Annotated in this window: 22 protein-coding genes; 19 read left to right on the top strand and 3 right to left on the bottom strand. The window is 44.4% G+C overall.

All coding sequences use genetic code 11. The annotated features are described in order from the left end of the window. Positions 1 to 5 precede the first annotated feature (5 nt). From Q9R46_RS17080 to Q9R46_RS16995, 18 genes are all read left to right on the top strand, one after another. Complete coding sequence (locus Q9R46_RS17080; protein ID WP_311280882.1) at positions 6 to 950, top strand: GNAT family N-acetyltransferase; 945 nt, start codon at positions 6 to 8, stop codon at positions 948 to 950. Between the two features lie 207 nt (positions 951 to 1,157). Then, positions 1,158 to 1,688, top strand: a complete 531-nt coding sequence (locus Q9R46_RS17075) for a DinB family protein (RefSeq protein ID WP_311280881.1) — start codon at positions 1,158 to 1,160, stop codon at positions 1,686 to 1,688. 90 nt (positions 1,689 to 1,778) lie between these two features. After that, complete coding sequence (locus tag Q9R46_RS17070) at positions 1,779 to 2,303, top strand: cysteine hydrolase family protein (RefSeq protein WP_311280880.1); 525 nt, start codon at positions 1,779 to 1,781, stop codon at positions 2,301 to 2,303. Between the two features lie 6 nt (positions 2,304 to 2,309). Next, entirely contained in the window at positions 2,310 to 2,600 is a 291-nt protein-coding gene (locus Q9R46_RS17065) for a hypothetical protein (RefSeq protein ID WP_311280879.1), read from the top strand. 6 nt (positions 2,601 to 2,606) lie between these two features. Further along, positions 2,607 to 3,143 carry a GNAT family N-acetyltransferase gene (locus Q9R46_RS17060; RefSeq protein WP_311280878.1) on the top strand — a complete coding sequence of 179 codons (537 nt, stop codon included), beginning with the start codon at positions 2,607 to 2,609 and terminating at the stop codon, positions 3,141 to 3,143. Between the two features lie 33 nt (positions 3,144 to 3,176). Further along, positions 3,177 to 3,671, top strand: a complete 495-nt coding sequence (locus Q9R46_RS17055; RefSeq protein WP_311280877.1) for a DinB family protein — start codon at positions 3,177 to 3,179, stop codon at positions 3,669 to 3,671. 11 nt (positions 3,672 to 3,682) lie between these two features. Then, on the top strand, positions 3,683 to 4,555 hold the full coding sequence (locus Q9R46_RS17050) for an aminoglycoside phosphotransferase family protein (protein WP_311280876.1): 873 nt from the start codon (positions 3,683 to 3,685) through the stop codon (positions 4,553 to 4,555). 144 nt (positions 4,556 to 4,699) lie between these two features. Beyond that, positions 4,700 to 5,047 (top strand): hypothetical protein, encoded by a 348-nt coding sequence (locus tag Q9R46_RS17045; RefSeq protein WP_311280875.1) that lies wholly within the window; start codon positions 4,700 to 4,702, stop codon positions 5,045 to 5,047. Positions 5,048 to 5,181: 134 nt separating this feature from the next. Next, positions 5,182 to 6,180 carry an endo-1,4-beta-xylanase gene (locus Q9R46_RS17040; RefSeq protein ID WP_311280874.1) on the top strand — a complete coding sequence of 333 codons (999 nt, stop codon included), beginning with the start codon at positions 5,182 to 5,184 and terminating at the stop codon, positions 6,178 to 6,180. A 241-nt stretch (positions 6,181 to 6,421) separates the two neighbouring features. Further along, positions 6,422 to 7,540 carry a response regulator transcription factor gene (locus tag Q9R46_RS17035; RefSeq protein WP_311281057.1) on the top strand — a complete coding sequence of 373 codons (1,119 nt, stop codon included), beginning with the start codon at positions 6,422 to 6,424 and terminating at the stop codon, positions 7,538 to 7,540. 4 nt (positions 7,541 to 7,544) lie between these two features. Beyond that, the gene (locus Q9R46_RS17030) at positions 7,545 to 9,290 is read left to right on the top strand and encodes a sensor histidine kinase (RefSeq protein ID WP_311280873.1); all 1,746 of its coding nucleotides are present in this window, start codon (positions 7,545 to 7,547) and stop codon (positions 9,288 to 9,290) included. A 25-nt stretch (positions 9,291 to 9,315) separates the two neighbouring features. Then, the gene (locus tag Q9R46_RS17025) at positions 9,316 to 10,869 is read left to right on the top strand and encodes a response regulator transcription factor (protein ID WP_311280872.1); all 1,554 of its coding nucleotides are present in this window, start codon (positions 9,316 to 9,318) and stop codon (positions 10,867 to 10,869) included. Between the two features lie 142 nt (positions 10,870 to 11,011). Next, positions 11,012 to 12,670: an ABC transporter substrate-binding protein gene (locus tag Q9R46_RS17020; RefSeq protein WP_311280871.1), complete on the top strand. Its 1,659-nt coding sequence runs from the start codon at positions 11,012 to 11,014 to the stop codon at positions 12,668 to 12,670. 118 nt (positions 12,671 to 12,788) lie between these two features. After that, positions 12,789 to 13,754: an ABC transporter permease gene (locus tag Q9R46_RS17015; protein ID WP_311280870.1), complete on the top strand. Its 966-nt coding sequence runs from the start codon at positions 12,789 to 12,791 to the stop codon at positions 13,752 to 13,754. A 13-nt stretch (positions 13,755 to 13,767) separates the two neighbouring features. Next, entirely contained in the window at positions 13,768 to 14,670 is a 903-nt protein-coding gene (locus tag Q9R46_RS17010; protein ID WP_311280869.1) for a carbohydrate ABC transporter permease, read from the top strand. A 324-nt stretch (positions 14,671 to 14,994) separates the two neighbouring features. After that, entirely contained in the window at positions 14,995 to 15,165 is a 171-nt protein-coding gene (locus Q9R46_RS17005) for a hypothetical protein (RefSeq protein WP_311280868.1), read from the top strand. Positions 15,166 to 15,240: 75 nt separating this feature from the next. Next, positions 15,241 to 15,591, top strand: a complete 351-nt coding sequence (locus Q9R46_RS17000) for a hypothetical protein (protein WP_311280867.1) — start codon at positions 15,241 to 15,243, stop codon at positions 15,589 to 15,591. Between the two features lie 140 nt (positions 15,592 to 15,731). Next, a complete protein-coding gene (locus Q9R46_RS16995; protein WP_311280866.1) occupies positions 15,732 to 16,550 on the top strand; it encodes a purine-nucleoside phosphorylase in 819 nt (272 codons plus the stop codon). Positions 16,551 to 16,727: 177 nt separating this feature from the next. Here the strand turns inward: Q9R46_RS16995 and Q9R46_RS16990 are convergent, their stop codons facing one another. From Q9R46_RS16990 to Q9R46_RS16980, 3 genes are all read right to left on the bottom strand, one after another. Further along, entirely contained in the window at positions 16,728 to 17,963 is a 1,236-nt protein-coding gene (locus Q9R46_RS16990) for an MFS transporter (RefSeq protein WP_311280865.1), read from the bottom strand. A 64-nt stretch (positions 17,964 to 18,027) separates the two neighbouring features. Then, complete coding sequence (locus tag Q9R46_RS16985; RefSeq protein ID WP_311280864.1) at positions 18,028 to 18,933, bottom strand: ArsR/SmtB family transcription factor; 906 nt, start codon at positions 18,931 to 18,933, stop codon at positions 18,028 to 18,030. A 263-nt stretch (positions 18,934 to 19,196) separates the two neighbouring features. Further along, the gene (locus Q9R46_RS16980) at positions 19,197 to 19,814 is read right to left on the bottom strand and encodes a DUF6199 family natural product biosynthesis protein (protein WP_311280863.1); all 618 of its coding nucleotides are present in this window, start codon (positions 19,812 to 19,814) and stop codon (positions 19,197 to 19,199) included. Between the two features lie 166 nt (positions 19,815 to 19,980). On the opposite strand from Q9R46_RS16980, the gene Q9R46_RS16975 reads away from it, so the two are divergent. After that, positions 19,981 to 20,808, top strand: coding sequence for a sugar phosphate isomerase/epimerase family protein (locus Q9R46_RS16975; protein WP_311280862.1), 828 nt, complete (start codon positions 19,981 to 19,983; stop codon positions 20,806 to 20,808). Positions 20,809 to 21,012: the final 204 nt, after the last annotated feature.

The following is a 21,012-nucleotide window of genomic DNA, read 5'->3' as shown; positions in this document are numbered from 1 at the left end:
GACATATGCATTTAACAGAATGGTCTGCGGATATTCTTCAATATGATCTGTCGGATGAATACTCGATTCGCCTTGCGGATGTTACGGAGTGGGGATTATTTTGCACCATTTATTATGATATGGGATACGTCGGATTTTTCAGGGAAGAAGAATTCAGTTCCTCAAGGTGCAGTGCGTACTGGATCTATCGCGGGGAAAGCAAAATAGGCGGTGTACGAATGGAGCCTAACAAGATGTATCATTTGTTTCTCATCCCGCCGTTCCAGCAAGGCTTTGAGATCGTCAAGCTGCTGAAACAGAAATTAATGCAGTGGTCGGATCGGAGTAAACGAATTCTGACATTTGAGATTCTACCAGGTCAAGTAGACTGGTTTGCGAGAGCGGGATTCTGGCCGGCCGAGTTCAGATGCCGCTGGATGCAGCGTCCTACGGATCATTTCGAGGTGGATTGGGACAGTAGGGTGATTGTTAAGAGCCCAGGGATTATTGGAAAAGAATCAGGTGGCTTCAAATATATAAACGAAGAGGAAATTGCCCAGTGTGATCTGGAAAGTTTCGGTGGAAGTCTAGAAGCAACGCGCAGAAAGCAGAGCTCTCTTGAAGATTTTACACCTGACGAAGATCCTAATTATACCAATGAAATCCTGACTCAGGCATCTACATTGGTATACGATCAAGCATCAGGTCAACTGGTCGCCAACTGCCGCTTATGTCTACAGGACAATCAGGCTGCGGTATACAGTATAGGCGTAATCCCCTCGTACAGAGGCAGAGGAATTGCTACCCAAATGTTACAAAGAGCATTAACGATGCTCAAGGAGCACTATCCATTTTTGCGACTGTATGTGATGGAAGGCAATGATGCCGAGTCGGTATATCTGAATCTGGGTTTTGTACAGGGTGTGCACGAGATCCAGACGATGTATATTCCTGAGGAGGAAGCGGAATGAAGGTGGCCATTTTAACCGATATTCACGGAAAATGCTCTCAGGAGTTCCTTGTGACAACACTAAATATCTTCAAGCGTATCGAAAAAGAAAATAATTAGCGAACAGGGGCGATCTGGTGAGATCGCCTTATCTTGTTGAAGAGTTAAAGGAAATTAAGTCTTTATTGCAAGAAAGACAGTCACAATAACTTAATGAAGAGGTGAGGGCATGATTCATGATTTAAAAGGGGAGGAAAATATGTCTTCTGTGACGGGGATGCTTTTCGCCGCGGTTAAAGAGAACAGTGATCGCCTGAAATTCATCACGGATTCCATGTCACAAGAGGAGGTCGATTACAGAGGGCCTGGTAACCTATACAACAGCACAGCTCAGTTACTGAGACATATCACGTTCGTTGACCTGAACTGGGTGTATCGTATCAAAGGACAAACGCTACCTCTCGATATGTTGGAGCAATATGGTCCCATCATTGATGAAAACAACAAACTTCCTTTCATAGCGGGGATATCCAGAGACACACTTATTTCTCAACATCAGTTGATCATGAACATGCTACAGGAAACATGCACAATTCTTACGGATGCGGATATGGATCTCGTAGTTACTTTCGGGCATAGGAATGAAAAGCAAGCTTCTGTTCGCTGGGGACTTTGGCACATGGCTGACCACAATCGTTATCATCAGGCGCATATAAATCAGTTGCGGAAATGGTTCCACACTCATACATCTGATCGATGAAGGGAAGCCGCCATTGAATAAATGGTAAAATAGATTGTAACTAAAGTTCAATTCAGGTTGTTTTTATTAGTAGAACAGGAGGAATGCATAATGGCAGATCATACAGCATTGGTTATTATTGATGTGCAAAGAGCCATGTTCGATGAGTCAGATCCGGTATATCAGGGCGAGCAGTTACTAAGAAACATTCAGAAGCTTATTGGGGCGGCCCGTGATGTGGGACATCGTGTCATTTATATACAGCACAGTGAGGGGACAGGGAGTCCGCTGGAGCGCGGAACAGCAGGATGGGAGATTCATCCCTCTATTGCACCGCTTGAAGGTGATCTGATAGTTGAAAAAGAAACCCCGGATTCGTTTCATGAAACAAATCTACAAGCGATATTGCTGAAATTCGGTGTATCCAAGCTGATTCTTACAGGTATGCAGACAGAGCTATGTGTGGATACCACTTGCCGTAGAGCGTTTAGTTTGGGATATACAGTGCAACTGATACGAGATGCCCACAGTACATGGAACTCTAGTGTGCTCCGGGCAGAGCAAATTATTGAACATCATAATTCGGTGCTGAGCATATTTGCTCATGTGGTGGATATGGCACACATTACGAGGTGATGAAGAATGAAGATACACATAAAAATATTCAATCTTTCGGCCTGGCTTGCTGTATTGGCTGTATTTTTTCTTCCAGGAACGCTGAATGACGATAACAAAATTTTACGAACCGAGTATGGATTCCCGCTTCGTTTTTTGACGGATTACCATGCCTCGAATTCGAGTGGATCGACATGGTTCATATCGGATATGCATATTAATTTACTGGTATATTTCGTGAATGTCCTGTTTATTTATGCTGGAATACATGTGATTGTCTATATCAAAAAAAGATTAACTAAGAAATCAGTGGAGTGAATAATAATGAAACATCTTCCTTCAAGTTGGAATTCAGAAAGGCTTATTTTTTCAGATGTGAAGCCTTTCGAAATTGTTGAACTTCAGAAACTATATGATACAAGCCGTTATATACAGGAATGGGATGGACAAGAAAATGATGCGAACTACGTTAAGAATTGTGTAGAACAAGGGAACCTCCCACCAGGTGGAATATTGGAGAATTATAGAATTCAAAGTATATGCACGCTTGAGGAGAATCAGACGATTGGGATGTTAAGTGTGTATCATGGCTATCCAGCTGAATCTATATTGTATTTGGAATTTTTATATATTCAGAATGGTGTTCAGAAACAAGGATACGGCCAGGAGATGATGGATGCCTTAACTGAGCAGCTTGCCACTCTGGGTTATGATGAGATTAGAATCAATGTTGCACTCAAAAATTGGCCGGCTTTACGCTTCTGGTTTAGATCGGGTTTTAGCCAAATTGGCGGAATCCATGGTGATGAAAAACATTCATCAACCCATTTTGCGAATATTGAATTAATCAAGAAGCTATAATGACCTGAGTACAGCAACATAGGAGGCTACGGTATGGAAACCTTTTTTCGATATAACTGGATCGTGCGTGAACAGTGGTATGCGTGGTGTGCAGACCTGCCGCCAGAAGAATTGCTTCGACCACGTACAGGTGGCGTGGGAAGTATCCTGAAGACTTTTTTTCATATCATTGATGTCGAGTGGAGCTGGCTTCAACTGCTACAAGGAAAACCCGATGGTGCTGAAGATTTTGCCAATTATCAGACGCTTGAAGCCATTCGTGAACTGGATCGTAAGCTACACCAAAATGTAGAAGCATTTGTTTTATTGTGGGAGCCGAGCATGGAAAAGAGAACTTACATCGACCGCCGAACCGACGGACACGTGCATATCGATGCTTGGGGCGAAGTTATGCGTCATGTAATTGCACATGAAATTCATCATATAGGGCAGTTATCCGTATGGGCAAGAGAACTTGGCCGAGAGCCCGTATCTGCTAATGTTATAGGCAAAGGATTGATCGAACCTGACCATGTTGAAGAGCCGTGAGGTGAGTATAAGTGATACAACTTAGCAGTATCCGCTGGGTTCAACTGGATGAAACGATTCGGCAGGGAATAGGACAGGAGCATCGGATGACCCCGCTTAAGCCTGGAATGGAAGCGGATGTTATGCGTGTTGAACTTCATGATCAGCCGTATGTACTGAAGATCTGGAATAAGGAGTCTCGTCCGGATATTAGAAAACAATATCAGTTGTTGCATAGTCTCACACAAAGCGGGATTCAGGTATCCAGGCCATATGGCTGGGGGATAGATCAGCACCAGAATCAAGTGCTACTCACAAGTTACGATGGTGTGCCGGTGACCCGGCTAGATCAAGAAATATTAAGAAGGATCGCTCAGAATTTAAATCGTATCCACCAGTATCCAGTCCGTGTTAAAGAGCCGCAAACGGAAGAAGCAAAACAAGATTACATTCCTCATTACAATTTCGTCGACTATTTTTTCCCTCAGATTGCTAAGCACCAAGATATCCATCACATTGTTCATGACCTGATGAAGCGTGTAAAGATCAGACAGGATCACTTCATTCATGGTGACTATAACCTAGGGAATATTGTAGAGATCAATGGAAAATACACCGTTATAGACTGGACCAACGGACAGTACGGAGACCCGAGATATGATGCGGCATGGTCTGTTTTTCTAATCACGATCTATAACGGGGAAAAGTATGGAATGATTTATCAAGCCGAATTACGAGCGGTTGCCGGCAATTTGCTGGATGAGGAAGAAGGATTTGAAGCATTGGCCTGGTTACGCTGGGTGTTGCTCTCGCGTGAAGGAGATGTTCCGAGAAATGCAGAAGTCATGCGGCGAGTATTAGATATAGCTACTCATAACCCTTACTTACAAGCCGACTTGTTGTAATTGAAATAATCCCTCTATAGAATCTTTCCTTAAAGTCCTAAAATTACGATTTGGTATTCGGAATATCTTTTCAAGCTAGTCTACAAGCCTGTCCTAAATTCTCATCTTCTGCATACCTATGGTAGTAGAGGAGCGTGATGAATAATGGAACAGAAGGTACACACTTACTTCGAACTGAAACAGCAGCAGAAAGAGATCGAACAACAGTTATCTGTATTGAGGGATGAGATTGTGGCGTACTGTGAAGAGCAAGGCGTATATGAGACCGAAGTAGGCGGATATAAGGTGAAAACGGTGCTCCAGCACCGCAAGGAATATGACGATCAGAAGCTGTATGCATCGTTGCCTGATCCGGAGATCTGGAGGTTGCTGTCCAAGGTGGACAGCCATAAGCTGAAAAGCCTGATCAAGCTTAATGTTCTCTCCGAAGAACAAGTCAGCCCGGCATGTACGGTGAAGCAAGTGACTTTGCTACAGATAGACAAGTTATAACGTATATTGCCTGCACTTCTTTCTTTTGTGCTGAAATTGGTAGAATTTCAGGGGGGAGAAGGTTTATTTTGTTCAGGGAAAGCGCATTCATTTTCCGTTATGATGAAGAAATAAATCTGCGAGGAGGAACCAGGATGTCTACCGAAATTCCGTCCCTACATACTGCTTATGCCGATGCATTCAAAATAGGTGCAGCAGTACATACGAGAATGTTACAATCCGAAGGAGAATTTATTGCGAAGCACTATAACAGTGTCACTGCGGAGAATCAGATGAAGTTTGAAGAGGTTCATCCGCGGGAGCATGAATATACGTTTGAGGCAGCAGATGAGATCGTTGATTTTGCCGTTGGCCGTGCAATAGGTGTTCGTGGTCATACCCTGGTATGGCACAACCAGACACCAACGTGGGTGTTTGAGGATGCTTCCGGCGGCCCGGCTTCGAGAGAACTGATGTTGTCCCGGTTGAAGCAGCATATCGATACCGTCGTTGGTCGTTATAAAGGACAGATCTACGCATGGGACGTGGTGAACGAGGCGATTGAAGATAAGACCGATCTGATTATGAGAGATACCAAATGGCTGCAATTGCTTGGAGAAGATTACCTGGCGCAAGCATTCAATATGGCACATGAAGCTGATCCTGACGCACTACTGTTCTACAATGATTACAATGAGACTAATCCGGTCAAACGGGAAAAAATTTACAATCTGGTTCGATCGCTGCTGGAGCAAGGGGTTCCGGTTCATGGTATTGGCATGCAGGGTCACTGGAGTATTCATGGTCCGTCCATTGAAGAGATCCGTGAGGCCATTGAACGTTATGCTTCACTGGATGTGCAGCTTCACGTCACTGAACTAGATGTATCTGTGTTTCAACATGATGACAAGCGCACTGATCTGACAGAGCCAACGCCTGAGATGATGGAGCTTCAGGAGAAACGGTATGAGGAGATTTTCAAGCTGTTCCGGGAGTATCAATCCAATATTACTTCTGTAACATTCTGGGGTGCAGCTGATCATTATACGTGGTTGGACAATTTCCCGGTACGCGGGCGCAAAAACTGGCCATTTGTGTTCGATACCAAGCAACAACCGAAGGGTTCATTTTGGCGCATTCTCGGGGAAAAGTAAGAAGAAGACTTAAAGCACAAGTTCAGGCACGATTTAGCTATACGTTTAAGCTAAGCATGCAGCGCTCTGCTACGTGTTTTGGAATCAAAGCCTTACATGCAGACCCCATAAAAAGGGTTAAGCCTGTAAGGCTTTTTGAAGTATCTTATATATAGAGCAGATTTATTCGAATAATAGCATTGTCACATGCACGGTACGATGCCATACTGGAGAAAAAAAGGGGAAATGGCAGGTGAATCCAATGTACAAGGTCATTGTAGCAGATGATGAGCCGTTTATGCTGGAAGGCTGGAAAACGATGATCGATTGGCAAGGCTGCGGATATGAGTTGTGTGGAACCGCGACCGATGGAGAGGAAGCACTGGAACTGATCAATCATGTAAATCCGGATTTGGTGGTAACCGATATCCAGATGCCTGTGCTTGATGGACTGGGATTGATCCGAACCATGCGTGAAGACTTAAAATATGATTCCCAGATCGTGATCGTAACAGGGTATTCCGAGTTTGGTTATGCACAGCAGGCGATACGATATCGGGTGAATGAATATGTGCTCAAACCTTTGGTGCCAGAAGAAATTCACGAGTTATTAAGGAACCTGATCGTACCGCTGGATACACAGCGGCAGGAAACAGAGACCAAGCTTGCGGAAGAGCAATATCATGCCATGGAGATGTTGGACACACATACGGATGAGGACGGCATGCTGGATGAGGCGGATCTGGAGAAAATGGCATCGCGCGCGCGGCAATTTATCGCTTTAATCGAGGCAGGAGATGTAACAGGCGTTACTCGCACTGTTGATGATATGTTACAGGAGATGCAAGAATCACGGGCCGCGATGATCTGGGCTCAAAGCGCAGTCAGATACATCCATGGAGAACTGCTACGCAGATATAGCATGATCGGAGCAGATCAGACTCTTCTCCAAGTCCGGACTTGGCATCATACAGAGAGTTGGTTCATGGGGGACTTGAAGAAATTGTTTATTCGGATTACGGAAACGTTTGCCTCAATGGCTCAGGCTGATCCGGGTTCCAGTGGGCTGGTGGCGGAAGCCGTACAGTATCTGAAGGAGCATTATCGTACCAAAATCAAGCTGCAGCAGCTCGCCAATCACATTCATGTCAATGCGGCTTATCTAGGCCAGCAGTTCAAGCGTGAGATGGGGGTCAGCTTCAGTGAGTATGTTCATCGTCTTCGTATTGAAGAGGCGCGCAGGATGCTCCGCCGAACCAATATGAAAATCTCAGATATTGCATTTGAATTGGGTTATCATGATGCGGAGTATTTTACGGAAAAATTTAAAGCGCTTACAGGAGAGCTTCCATCTCTATATAAAAACAACAACCAAGGGTGATTATGTGCATAAGAAAAAGAGGACTTTTCATACGGTAAACGATATCCCCCTTCGATATAAGTTTCTGCTGATCTATGTGGTCAGTATTCTTCTTCCAATTATTGCGATTAATCTGTTTTTTTATCAACGAACATCTGCAGATATCAAAGTAAGGGAACAGGAAAATCTGCGCAAATCGATTGACAGGGCCGCAGGAGAGTTGGTCGGTATGATTGACGAGAGCGTGGCGCTAAGCCGTATGATTGCCGCGGATGATTCCTTGTATGAAGCACTGGATCGTACCTACGCGTCACCTGTGGATTATTACAACGAGTATCATGTGTTCTTGCGTGATAAATTGACACGGTATATGTCGGCCAATATTTTGGAAGTCCGAATTTTTACGGATAACGATACGATTCAGACGGGCAGTCATTACATCGTCATGAAGGACAAAGAGACATCGTTGCCGGGCATGGAGCAGCTAAATCACGCGAACGGTGATATTTTAGTTATTGATTACGAAGAACAGTCTGGATTTAGCCGAGGGAAACGAATTAGTGTTATCGGGAAAATGAAGACATTTACTTCATATGCTAACTATGCGAAGTATTCCAGAATTGATCTCGAAGTGAATCGCATCTACAGCATCCTTAATCGTGAGACAAACAGCCTGCAGCTCAGGCTTGTGGACGGAAATAGCCGTCCGGTCGTTTCCAGTGCACGTTTCCCGGCAGAGGGATGGTCTTCCGATACGAATTCCGAATATATCATGGAGAAGTCACTTGGTAATCTGGCTTATCTGGATGGCTGGAAGCTGATCGGGGTTGCGGATACGCGGCATGTGGATCAGTTGTTGGACGAAGCACGTAATTCTATTTTATGGCTCGCGGTCATCAGTGTCATTGTACCTTCGGTGCTCATTTACTTTATTCTGCGCTCGTACCACTACCGTATCCGTAAATTGTCACGGCATATGGAGAAAGTGCGGAATGAACGTTTTGACCTGATCGAGATCCAGGAAGGTCGGGACGAGATTGGCGGGTTAATCCGCACGTTTAATATGATGATCAGCAAAATCCATTCCCTGATTAACGACGTATACAAACTGGAGATCAGGCACAAGGATCTCGAACTGGATCAAGTCCGAACGGAGTTATCTATGCTCCAGAGCCAGATGAATCCACATTTTCTGTTTAATACACTGAATGCACTACTCGTCGTGAGTACCAAAAACGGCTATACCGAAGTATCTGAAATTATTAAAAGCTTATCTTTACTCATGAGACAGTTGCTCAGCAGATCAGACAACCTGATCCCGCTCGAAGAGGAGCTGCAATTCACAACACTTTATCTTCAAATTGAGAAGTTCAGGTTCGGAGAGTTGTTTGATTATACTCTGGATATTGATCCAAAGGCTGCTGGCAAACGTATTCCACGCATGAGTATTCAGCCGCTGGTTGAAAATGCGTGCAAACATGGTTTGCAAGCACGCAAGACTGGACGATTAATTCATATTACCGCAAAGTTAGGTGAATCCGGTCTGGTTATTCGTGTTATCGATAACGGGATCGGGATGGAGCAGGATAAACTGAGGCAATTAATACAGGATGTACGCTCGGATCAGGCGAAGGACGGTTCACATGTGGGCATTCGTAATGTCTATCGCCGCCTGGAATTATTTTATGAAGGGGATGCAACGTTCACAATACGCAGTGAGAAGGGCAGCGGTACAGAAGCGGGATTTCATATTCCGACAGCCAGACTGTGACTGATGAACAAAGGGGGACAGGGAGATGTATAAAGTATTACTGGTCGATGATGAACCGTTTGCGATTGAAGGTCTGCAGTTGTTAATTGATTGGCGAAAATTCGGATTCGAAATTAACGGTGTGTGCACCAATGGAGAAGAGGCAGTCGAAGCGATCCGTACGAGTAAACCTGATCTGGTTGTCACGGATATTCATATGCCAGCGATGAACGGGCTGGAATTGATTGAAGAGGCACGTCGTCTGGGGCATGATTCTACCATGTTTGTCATTACAAGTGGTTACAGCGATTTTAATTACGCGAGGCAGGCCATTCGTCTTGGCGTCAGCAATTATTTAACCAAACCTGTGGATACGATGGAAGCGGACGATATGCTGGAGAGACTGGCGCAGGAGTTGAAGGAGAAGCAACAGCGTGAGAGTGTTCGTGAACAGGCGAAAGTGCAGGAAACCCGTCATGTTTTGGCTGCACTGGCCACTGGACAGGAAGTTGAGGATGCAGAACAGATGGCTCATGATATCGCCGATTTGTATGAACAAGCTCAGAAATGGACGTATGTGAAAATAAGATTTCAGCGTGCTGATTCTGGACAGATTCGCTCGATGATTCATGAGACCGTGAGCCGTGAACCGTGCTGTTATGTGGTGGAAAATGAACTGGATACCTGCGGCATTGTATGGGGGGAAGGTTCTTCAGAAGCAGAAACATGGGAAGGAAGAAGCCATCGGGATTTTGCGGAAAGGTTGTTGTCTGTCTTGAATGAAGTTGTTCCGGACGGAGTACAGTGTGCCGTAGGTCTACCTGTGCCTCAACCGGAAGCCTTATCTCTTTCCAGAAGTATGGCTGTCGAAACGGAGCGTTTTTTGTTTCTGCACCAAGGGAATTTGCTATTCGCCGAAGATCTTCAGGAACAACGTCTAAGATTCAATCCCGAATCTCTCCGTGAAGTGGATCTCATTATGGAGCGTCTGGAGAACGGTTCGCCAGAACAATTAAGTCTGTCGATTAGAGAAGCATTCCATCAATTTGTAATGAACAAGACTGCACCTGAATTTGTGCACATATTCATGACCCAAATTTTATTCCGCGGTTTTTCTCTATGCAAGGAGCTTGGAGGAGAAACGAAGGATCTGTTGCTGGATACAGCCTTTCATTCCGATGACCGGTATCACTGGAACATCGAAAATTCAGCGAGTATGCTGGAAAGCTTTTGCCTGAAGTGTCAAGCTGTGGCATCATCTCTTCGTCAAAAACAGCTCGGCGGAACACAGGCGATGGTAGCTGCGTATTTGCAAGAACATTTTAGAGAGACCTTTACTATTAAGGAACTGGCCGAACGATTCTTTATGCACCCTGTACATCTGGGTCAATCTTTTATGCGCAAATATGGCAAGGGTGTTCTCGATATGGTGCATGATCTGAGGATAGAGGAGGCGATAAGATTGCTCAGAGATTCGGACGATGCTTCATGTGCGATTGCAGAGCAGGTTGGTTATAAGAGCTACCAGCATTTTCTAAAACAATTTGAGCGGAGAACAGGGCTGAAACCGGCTGAGTATCGCCTTAAGCATGCTAAATAGAGCATATATAAGGAGGTATGATCCGGTTCAAGACCTCCTGCAATTAAGGGGGGGAGATGCTTAAATCTGTTTATTTTGAAACCGCATACATTTCCTCATAATGAAATCAGTAAGGCAAACCACTTCCAAGGAGGCGCAATACATGGGGGGATTGAAGAAAAAGAAACTTTGGGGTTCCGTTTCTCTTGTTCTGGCATTAACTCTGGCACTGGCAGGATGCAGTGGAGACGAAGCCAAAACGACCACACCCGATGGTAAGGAAATATTAAACATCTCGGCATTTATTAGTGAGCCGAATCAGGCACCGGCAGCGGATAACCGAATATACAAAAGGATTGAAGAAGAGCTGGGTGTCAAATTAAACATGGAATTTCTGGTCGGTGACCTTCAACAGAAGCTGGGGGTTATGATTGCGGGTGGAGATTACCCGGATCTGATTACGGCAGATACCAAGCTGGTTGCGGCTGGTGCGGTGATCCCGCTGGAAGATCTGATCGAGCAACATGCTCCAAACCTTAAAAAGCATTACGCAAAAGACTGGGAACGGATGAAGGATTCCAGTGATGGCCATATTTACTGGTTGCCTAACTACGGTGTATATACTGGTGAATTCGTTAGTAACTATTATTCCGGGCCTGCTTTCTGGATTCAAAAGCAGGTGCTGAAAGAAGCCGGATATCCAACACCGAAAACACTTGATGAGTATATGAAGCTGATTCGTGATTATGCGGCTAAGCACCCGACGACATCGGATGGTCAGCCGACCATTGGTTTTACAACACTGGCTTCTGACTGGAGAACATTCCCTCTCCTTAATCCGCCGGAGCACTTGACCGGTCATCCAAATGATGGTGGTGTTGTTGTAGATGACAAAGGTGTTGCAACCGTATTCGCGGATAAAGACATTTCAAAACGATACTATAAAGAGCTGAACAGTCTCTATAACGATGGATTGCTCGATAAAGAAGCCTTCGTCCAGAACTACGACCAGTATTTGGCGAAAATTTCTTCGGGCCGTGTTATCGGCATGTTTGATCAGCACTGGAACTTCCAGCAAGGGGAGGACCCGCTTGTAGCTCAAAACAAAATTGCTCAAACATATGTTGGCTTCCCGCTGGTTTACGACACAAGCATCAAGGATCATTACCTGGATCGTCCGGTAATTAACTTGAACAACGGTTTTGGTATCAGTAAGGATGCTAAAGATCCTGTTGCAATTCTGAAATTCCTGGATAAGTTGATGGATGAAAAGTATCAAAAGTTGCTGTCCTGGGGTGAAGAGGGCGTAGACTACATGGTTAACGATAAAGGCAGATTCTATCGTACACCTGAACAACGTCTTCAACAGGACGACCCGGCATGGAAACTGGCTAACAAAGCGGAAGGTTTCTACAAAGCATCACCGAAGCTGGAGGGGACTTTTGAGGATGGTAATGCTGTAGGAGCGCTTAACCAGCCTGAGGAATTCTACGATAGCTTGAAGGCGGAGGATAAAGAATTGCTGGATGCATACGGTTTCAAAACATGGAGTGATTTCTTCTCTCCTGCACCTGAGAACCCAGTGTATTATCCAGCGTGGCAGGTGGACTTGAAAGAAGGTTCAGATGCTTCGGTAGCCAACAAACAAATGACCGATACGTCGCTGAAGTACTTGCCTAAAGCAATCATGTCCAATGCAGATCAATTTGATTCGATCTGGGGCGAGTATGTGGACGCTTACAAGAAAATCAACGTGAAAGCGTATGAAGACCGAATCAATGAGCAATTACAATGGCGGATTCAGAACTGGACCGTGAAATAAATAAAAGCGGTTGTTAGATTGGCTCGGAAGGTGTCAGGTATATGGATATAAATTATGCCCTGTGCCTTCCGAACAATCTTTCCTCGAAATCCGCGTACGTTGATAGGAGGAGTGAAAGATGGCGAATACGCCAGGAGCCATACAGGAAAAATCTGCTCCAACCGTTGTGACCAAGACGCCTCTGATGAAGCGCCTGCGCAGTCAAAAACAACTGATGTTTATGTCTCTGCCCATCGTCGCTTATATTTTGGTTTTCTCGTATTACCCGATCTGGGGCTGGGTTATGGCGTTCCAGAATTACAGTCCAGCGAAGAAATTCTCGCAACAGGAGTGGGTCGGACTTAAGCACTTCAAGTTTCTGCTTACGGACGACGCGTTTCTGAACGTGCTTCGCAATACGATCGCGATGAGTTTAATTAACATGATTCTTGGCTTTGTGACAGCCATTGTTTTTGCGATTTTGCTGAATGAAATCAAACACAATCTGTACAAGCGCACGATTCAAACGATCTCCTATCTGCCTCACTTCCTGTCATGGATCATCGTTACGGGCATTGTAGCCAGCTCGTTATCCGTTGATGGCGGGATTGTGAACGTAGTGCTGATGAAGCTCGGATTCATTAAAGAACCCATTATGTGGCTCAGTGTTCCAGAGTATTTCTGGGGTATTGTCGGTGCATCACACGTATGGAAAGAAGTCGGCTGGAATGCAATCATCTATCTGGCGGCGATCACTTCCATTGACCCCTCACTCTATGAAGCGGCTGAGATTGATGGAGCTAACCGGTATAAAAAAATGTTGTATGTTACGTTGCCCGGCATCAAGTCCATCGTCATTATCTTGTTGATTATGAATATGGGATGGATTCTGGAAGCCGGATTCGAAGTACAGTACTTGCTTGGAAATGGTGTCGTTGTTGACTGGTCTCAGACCATTGACATCTTTGTCTTGAAATACGGGCTACAGATCGGTAACTATTCACTTGCTACCGCAGCCGGTATATTCAAAACCGTCGTCAGTATCACCCTGATATTTGCAGCTAACTCAATATCCAAACGATTCGGCGAAGACCGATTAATATGAGGAGGACACATCGATGGGAATAAACAAATCTCGAGTTGAGCCGATTGTCTTCCACACATTTAACGGCTTGCTGATGATTTTTATTGCAGTAGTGACCTTATATCCATTTTTGAACACCCTGGCTATTTCTTTTAATGCGGGTAACGATACGATTCGAGGCGGAATCTACTTGTGGCCGAGGGAATGGACCAGCCAGAACTACAAAGCCGTATTTGCGGGTGGAACCATATTCGCGGCTTTTGGAATCTCGGTTGCCAGAACTGTACTTGGTACAATTCTCAGCTTGTTCCTCACCTCCATGTTGGCGTATACGCTGAGCCGCAAAGACTACATTCTGCGTAAACCGATTACGATTATCGTTGTAATGACCATGTATTTCAGTGCAGGTCTCATTCCAACGTACTTCCTGATCAAAGATTTGCACTTGCTTAACAACTTCCTGGTATACATCATTCCGGGTCTAATCAGTGCGTTTAACATGATCGTTATTCGGACGTATATCCAGACGTTGCCTGAAGGACTGATAGAGTCAGCCAAGATTGATGGTGCGGGCGATTTCAGAACGTTTATGTCGATCATTTTACCGCTGTGTCAGCCTGTACTTGCAACGGTCGCGTTGTTCATTGCGGTAGGACAATGGAATTCTTGGTTTGATACGTTCCTGTATGCTTCATCCAAGCAAAACTTGAGTACGTTGCAGTACGAGTTGATGAAACTGCTGTCCTCTTCTATGAACACCAACAGCAGTGCTTCGGTATCCAACGGGGCAAATTTGGGGCAAGCGCGTAATATGGTTACGCCGATATCGATCCGGGCAGCGATCACCATTGTTGCAGCATTGCCAATCCTTGTCGTGTATCCGTTCTTGCAAAAGTACTTTGTACACGGATTGCAACTAGGTAGTGTGAAGGAATAGTAAGAAGCAGAAACGATGAGTTATCATCGTTAGGAAGCAAATTAGGATAGAATCTAAAGAAGTCGGCCGAGTGAGGCCGGCTTTTTTTGGTATACGCAGTTATAAGCAAAATAAGAAAGAAAAGACATCCGTTCAATTGCTGATATGTTATAATTTTCAATAATACGGCGTGGTCTTGTGAGTCAGCGTCAAGTAATCGATAGGTGCTAAGTTTCTAGATCTTGAGTAATTTCTTGTCTCTGTTCATATCCAATGGAAAGAGATCGAGTCAAAACGATATATTTTGAAGGGTCATAAATCTAATTCAAGATGGAGTTGAATAAGATGGAAAGCATCCGTAATAATGCGTTAACGTTTATCGGAAATTTCGTGATGGCCTATTTTATTTTTGGAGAGGGAACAATTGGTAAGCCGCTGATATTTGCGTTTTGGATGCTTATGTTGATGATGGGGATGGACTGGTACAAAAGCAGGAGGAGTCATACGTTGCATTAGCATATGGGTACCATGGAGTCGATTTTGGTGAAGGATCGGCTATTTGGTGTATCATTTTGAAGAGGAGGTGCTGGATTGCAACCACAACCACAACCACTTATACTTGATTCATTTCGATGCTGGATGCAAAGTAAACAGGAACAGTTGCAGGTGCTCCAGATCTCAACGGAAGAGAGAAAAGAAAATCCTGAAGATGAGAAGAAGTATAATTCTGATCCTTTCATTGGATATGTTCATGAATCAGGGATTGCTATGGGGCAGGTCACCTTATGGGCCTCTCGTCAGATGGAGTTTGAGGTAATAAACATCGACACAGAAGAACGTTTAGTATGGACGTATGTTGAGCAGATTGAAGAGCAAGAAGACTATTTTAATAAGATATTGAAGCCATACTTCGGCGCGTTGCAGTTCGGAGTTAAGGTCTAGCGGAGCTTGTCGGAATTGTGTATTGAAGAGTGAATGAGTACACCCATTTACATCCGAGCTGTTGTTCATTACACTTGATAAGTAACGCTTATAAATAGGGTATACGTAATATCAATTCAGATTATCAGGAGGACGTTATTATGCATCAATCAGCACACATCCAGGAAGCACGCGATTACATATTAAACCGGATCAACACCAAGCCAGTGGTAGGTATGATTCTGGGTTCAGGACTGGGAGCGCTCGCAGACGAGATTGAGAATGCAACAGTGATCCCTTATACAGAGATTCCATACTTTGCCCAATCCGAAGCCATCGGACACGCCAATGAATTGGTGATTGGAGAATTAATGGGGAAGACCGTTGTAGCCATGAAAGGCCGCCTTCACTATTATGAAGGTTTTACCTTAGATGAAGTAACATTCCCGGTTCGCATTATGAAGGCACTGGGCGTTGAGCAACTGATCGTCACCAACGCTTGCGGTGCGGTCAACACCGGTTTTGAACCAGGCCAGCTCATGCTGATTACGGATCATATTAATCTGGTTGGCAACAATCCGTTGATTGGACCAAATAATGCTGATCTGGGCGTGCGCTTCCCGGATGTGTCTCAAGTATACAACCGTGAATTGCGCAGTGTCGCTCTACAGGTTGCTGAAGAGCAAAATGTAAGCCTGCAACAAGGGGTGTACGCGTGGTGGAGTGGTCCAGCTTATGAAACACCTGCGGAGATTCGCATGATTCGCACGATGGGTGCGGATGCTGTAGGGATGTCTACTGTACCAGAAGCGATTGTTGCCATTCATGGCGGCATGAAGGTACTCGGCATTTCCTGTCTGACAAACATGGCATGTGGTATTCTGGATCAACCGCTCAGCCATGATGAAGTTATTGAGGTAGCCGCGAAAGTGAAAACAACGTTTATCGGCTTGGTTAAAGGGATTTTGCAAAAAATGTAACATCGCATCGCGCTATGCTAGTAGAACTCATTCGCAGGCATTGCCTCATCAGAAACTTCTGGTGGGGCAATGTTTTTTTGCAGAGAAAAGGTGTGACTTATAAGTGGAAATATATCTATATGAAGATATGTATAACTTAGCCCATCCATAGCGGTCATACGACCTGCTTTATTTAATTCATGAGAATGACTCTTCTTTCTTGAGTTTTGTTAAATCTCCATCCAAAAATTTCAGATTCGGCAGAAAGGCTGCGGCTATGGAACAGAATATAGGAAGCAATCCAATCGTTAGGAATAGTATGGGCATACCGAATCTCTCAGCTATTGCTGCACCTGCAAAAGCTCCCACAGGCTGTAACCCCCCACCAATCAAGAATCGAATGGAATTGACTCTACCTTGGAGGGAGACAGGTACAAGTGTGCCATGGAGCGAGGAACTAAGCACACCAAAAAAAGGTCCTGCTGCCCCAGAGATACATAAAATAAGGAGTGCAAATGGATAACTGGGAAATGCCCCGAGTAAAACGTAGCTGAGTCCAATCGTAGCTAAACTGCAAAGCATAACAACTCTTCTCTTCTTAAACTCACCTATCTTGGATATGATTAACAGCCCGCCGAGGGTACCGAATGCAGAAGCTGAGGTCAAGGTACCCATGGTCACAGCATTTTTATGTAAGACTTCACGCACAAAAGGAATCATCATCGTCCAGACAGCTATAGAAGACATATTACTTATGGAAACCATGAGCATAATGGTTAACATTGCGGGGAACTTTCGATAGAAGGAGAAAGCTTCGCCAATATCTTGAATATATTCTTTGAATGAAAATGTAACGTTAGAAATGGATTGTTGATGGATCGTAGGCATATACAGCAATGCAGATAATGCTAAAAGGTAACATGCAGCATTGACGCCCAATGTGGGCAAGGAACCGGCAAGTGCGATTAGAGCTCCAGCCAAAGCGGGGCCGATTAAGGCAGAAGCATTACGAGCACCATCGATTACAGCGAATGAGCGTATCAATTGATGCTTGTCTACTACACCAGGGATCACAGCCATGGCTGTTGGCATAAAAAGTGCAGAACAAGCACCACTGAGTGCTGCTGCGATGAATAGATGCCAGATGTGCAGGTGGCCAGCAACACTCATAATCAAAGGAATCAGAAGAGCCGCTAGTCTAATGATTACAAGTCCGGTCATGAATTTCCGTCGGTTCAGCCGATCGGATAGCGGAGACCCAAGTAGCCGGAATAAAACCTCAGAAATACTGAAACATAGTGCCATAGCACCCATAGCCAGTTTGGAAGCTGTTAATTCGTAGACAATCCATTCCATGGCCAAGAGACCAAAAATGTCGCCGAAGGAGCTTAGAGTAACCGTGGCTAATAAATAGTAGTAACTTCGTTTCAGCATGAAAATTCCTCCGTAGATGTCAAATAGAACTTAGTGAGTACGAAACAAATGATATGCAGAATACTTAGTTATGAAAATAGTCGTTAATCTGCTGAGGGAGTCTATTCAAGGCCTCCAACCGCAAGCTATATTCCGTATTTTTGTGATCGTAGTGAACGAGAACTAGACCTGCTGCTCGAAGAAAAATCAGATGATAGTGTATAGTGCTTTTCGAAAGCTTGACTTCACGGACGATCTCGGAAAAAGATAATTGCTTACCTGTAAGCAGACGTAAAATAACTAATCGCGTCTCATCGGACAAGGCTCGTGTAAGGCGTAGCAATTGAGGATCAGGCCGTCCCGGTTCTGTAGGCATGATGTCACAAGCGTAATTCGTGAAAATGACCTCATCAAAGATGGTTGACGTGACAAAAGGACGAGCATGGTATTGGGGAATCAGAATGACCTTTTTCAACTTAGAGGTGGGATAAATGCGCATGCCTTGTGTTGCATCTTCATACACCTCTTTGTCATTAGTACCATCAATGAGGGCGCGTCTTTCCTCTGCCTCACGAATGAGCTCATCTATGATGACTGATTTAACTTGACTGAAGTAGCGACTATTCCATTCTCTTAGTACCTCTAAAGTCTGGCTACGCAGTGATGATAAATTAGAGGGCACAGACATGTGAAACTGGGATGCAATGTCGAATAACTCTCCTGTTGACAATTTCTCAAGCCAATCCATAAACCCATTCACCGATCGTTCTCCAGGACATGTCCAAATGTAAGGAGCAAGAGTAAAGTTGTCTGTCGCTTTCATCATATCGCGCATAAGTTGAAGCTTGGCTGGGGTGAAACGATTCTGGACTTCATGTATCCAAGATTTCCCCGCATCTAGGGCGTTATGATTTTGTTTGTTCGTAAAAGCAATCAAGCTGTTTACGCACTCGTACATCGGAGAGAAATCAACCTCAACCTTATAATCCATAAATGTAGAACCCCCTATTTGTTCTATGTTTATAGAACTATTTGTTTTTCATAATATATGCTCCAGCGTTTTTTTTCAACTGCTAACCGATTCGAATGTTATAACCCATGTTCTTGTACAACCGAAATTGTTATGGATGGATACATAACAAACACGAATAGACCCATTCATTGAATCTATGAATGGTTTTATTCGTGTTTATATTTTCATTTTTTGTTGAGTCAATGCGCTATATAGTCATAGTTCATGTTGTATTACCATGATTAAAATGCCTGAAATGCGGTCCAGATGGCAAGGATCATACACAGGACGCCTCCTATTTTGCACATAACATAATAAAAGTCACTAGGTTCGGGATTATTCACCCATACCCATTGGAAGGAAGTCCAGAAAAGAAACCGCTGAAATGGTTCGTAATAAAACGTGCACCACCCATAAATGAATATGGCAATGGCGAGGAATAGAAAAGCAGGCATACCTGGTTTCTCGTGGTACTCTGGGAAGGCAGCCGTTACGAGCATAACCGGTGTATATTGTTCCTCACCCTCTGCAATTACGCGTTCCCCGTTTAGAACGTCACTTTCCGGAGGAGCCATATTTCCTTTTTCATCATAACTCAATAAAATACCGTGCTGTTGCTCGACTTCATATTTGTGCCCCTGAGGGTAAAATACATTATATGTTGCAATAGGTGTGGAAGCGGTTCGAGTAACCGTATAATTCTGCTCGTCAATCGTTACGATACGTTTGTGTTGTTCGACTTGTACCTGAATGGGGTCTGCATCTTGGCTTCGATAGATGATCCTTGTACCATCCTCATGGTCTGATGCATATTTATGTTGATCGATATAGAATACAGGCTGTGTAGAGGGTAGGTCCATGTTTTTTTAATAGAGAATTCACAGATGAATAACCAATCCTTTCCTGTAAATGAGTATTTTTTTACATACGCAAGGTTTGGTGAAGGGTTGCGTTTGTTCTGTTGACGGGTAGGCATTTCGTTTACAATGGAATGAGCACGTATAGAAACAGTCAGGAGGCGAAGGGATGATTAAGGGATTGACCAAGGCAGGACTTGGCAAGCTGGACTCCGATCAACAATATATTATGTATGCGGCGAGGTATGGTTTTGGGGCAGTTGATTTGAATCCGCTCTCATTCGTACAGACGTATGGCATAGGACAAGCCCAGCATCTGCTGGAAAGCAATCAAGTTATTATTGGCTCAGCGGATTTTCCAGTGGAATGGCGTTCAGACGATGAACAATTCCGAGAGGGGTTACCGAACCTGGTAGCAATGGCCGAAGCATCTGCCGCACTGAACGTGAACAAGTGCTGCACCTACATTCTGCCCTCTACCGATCAGCCTGCTGCGACATTTATGGTTGCAGCGACCAAACGACTAAGACTCTGTGCTGATATTTTGGATGCTTACGGAATCCGGCTCGGACTGGAGTTTGTGGGATGTCATCACCTGCGCACACAATGGAAGAATCCGTTTCTTTGGCGTGTAGAGGATACATTGGACTGGATCGATACCATTCACGCACCCAATGTGGGTCTGCTCGTCGATTCGTATCACTGGCACACGAATGGGACGGAGATGAACGAACTCCTGAAGCTAAAGCGGGAGCAGGTGGTTCATGTACACATCAATGATGCTTATGACCTGCCTATTGAGGAATTGAAGGACGGAGAAAGGCTTTATCCGGGAGAAGGTATCATTAATCTAACAGGTTTTCTGAAAAATCTGAAGGCTATCGGGTACGACGATGTCGTGGCTCAGGAAGTGCTAGCACCTGCTTCCGAACTGGATGTGGAGACACGGTTTGCCAAGTCAAAGGCAGGCTTTGATCGGGTGTTTGCTTCCCTTTAAAAAATACGATAACCTTTGACCCATGCAATTCGTATGGGTTATTTGTTGTTGCAATCACGGGGCCAGCCGAATTGTAATGAAAATTTTACAATATGAATGTGTTTATATGAAAACATTGACATTGCGTTAACAATTCCAAGATTTCCCGTTTACAAATCCCTCCTATAATTACAAACGTGATAGGTCATTTTTACTATGAACGTG

The organism is Paenibacillus sp. RRE4 (assembly GCF_031844205.1).
Classification (GTDB): Bacteria; Bacillota; Bacilli; order Paenibacillales; family Paenibacillaceae; genus Paenibacillus; species Paenibacillus xylanexedens_B.
Note: the sequence above shows the minus strand (reverse complement) of the source record. Positions and strands in the feature narration are given on the sequence as shown.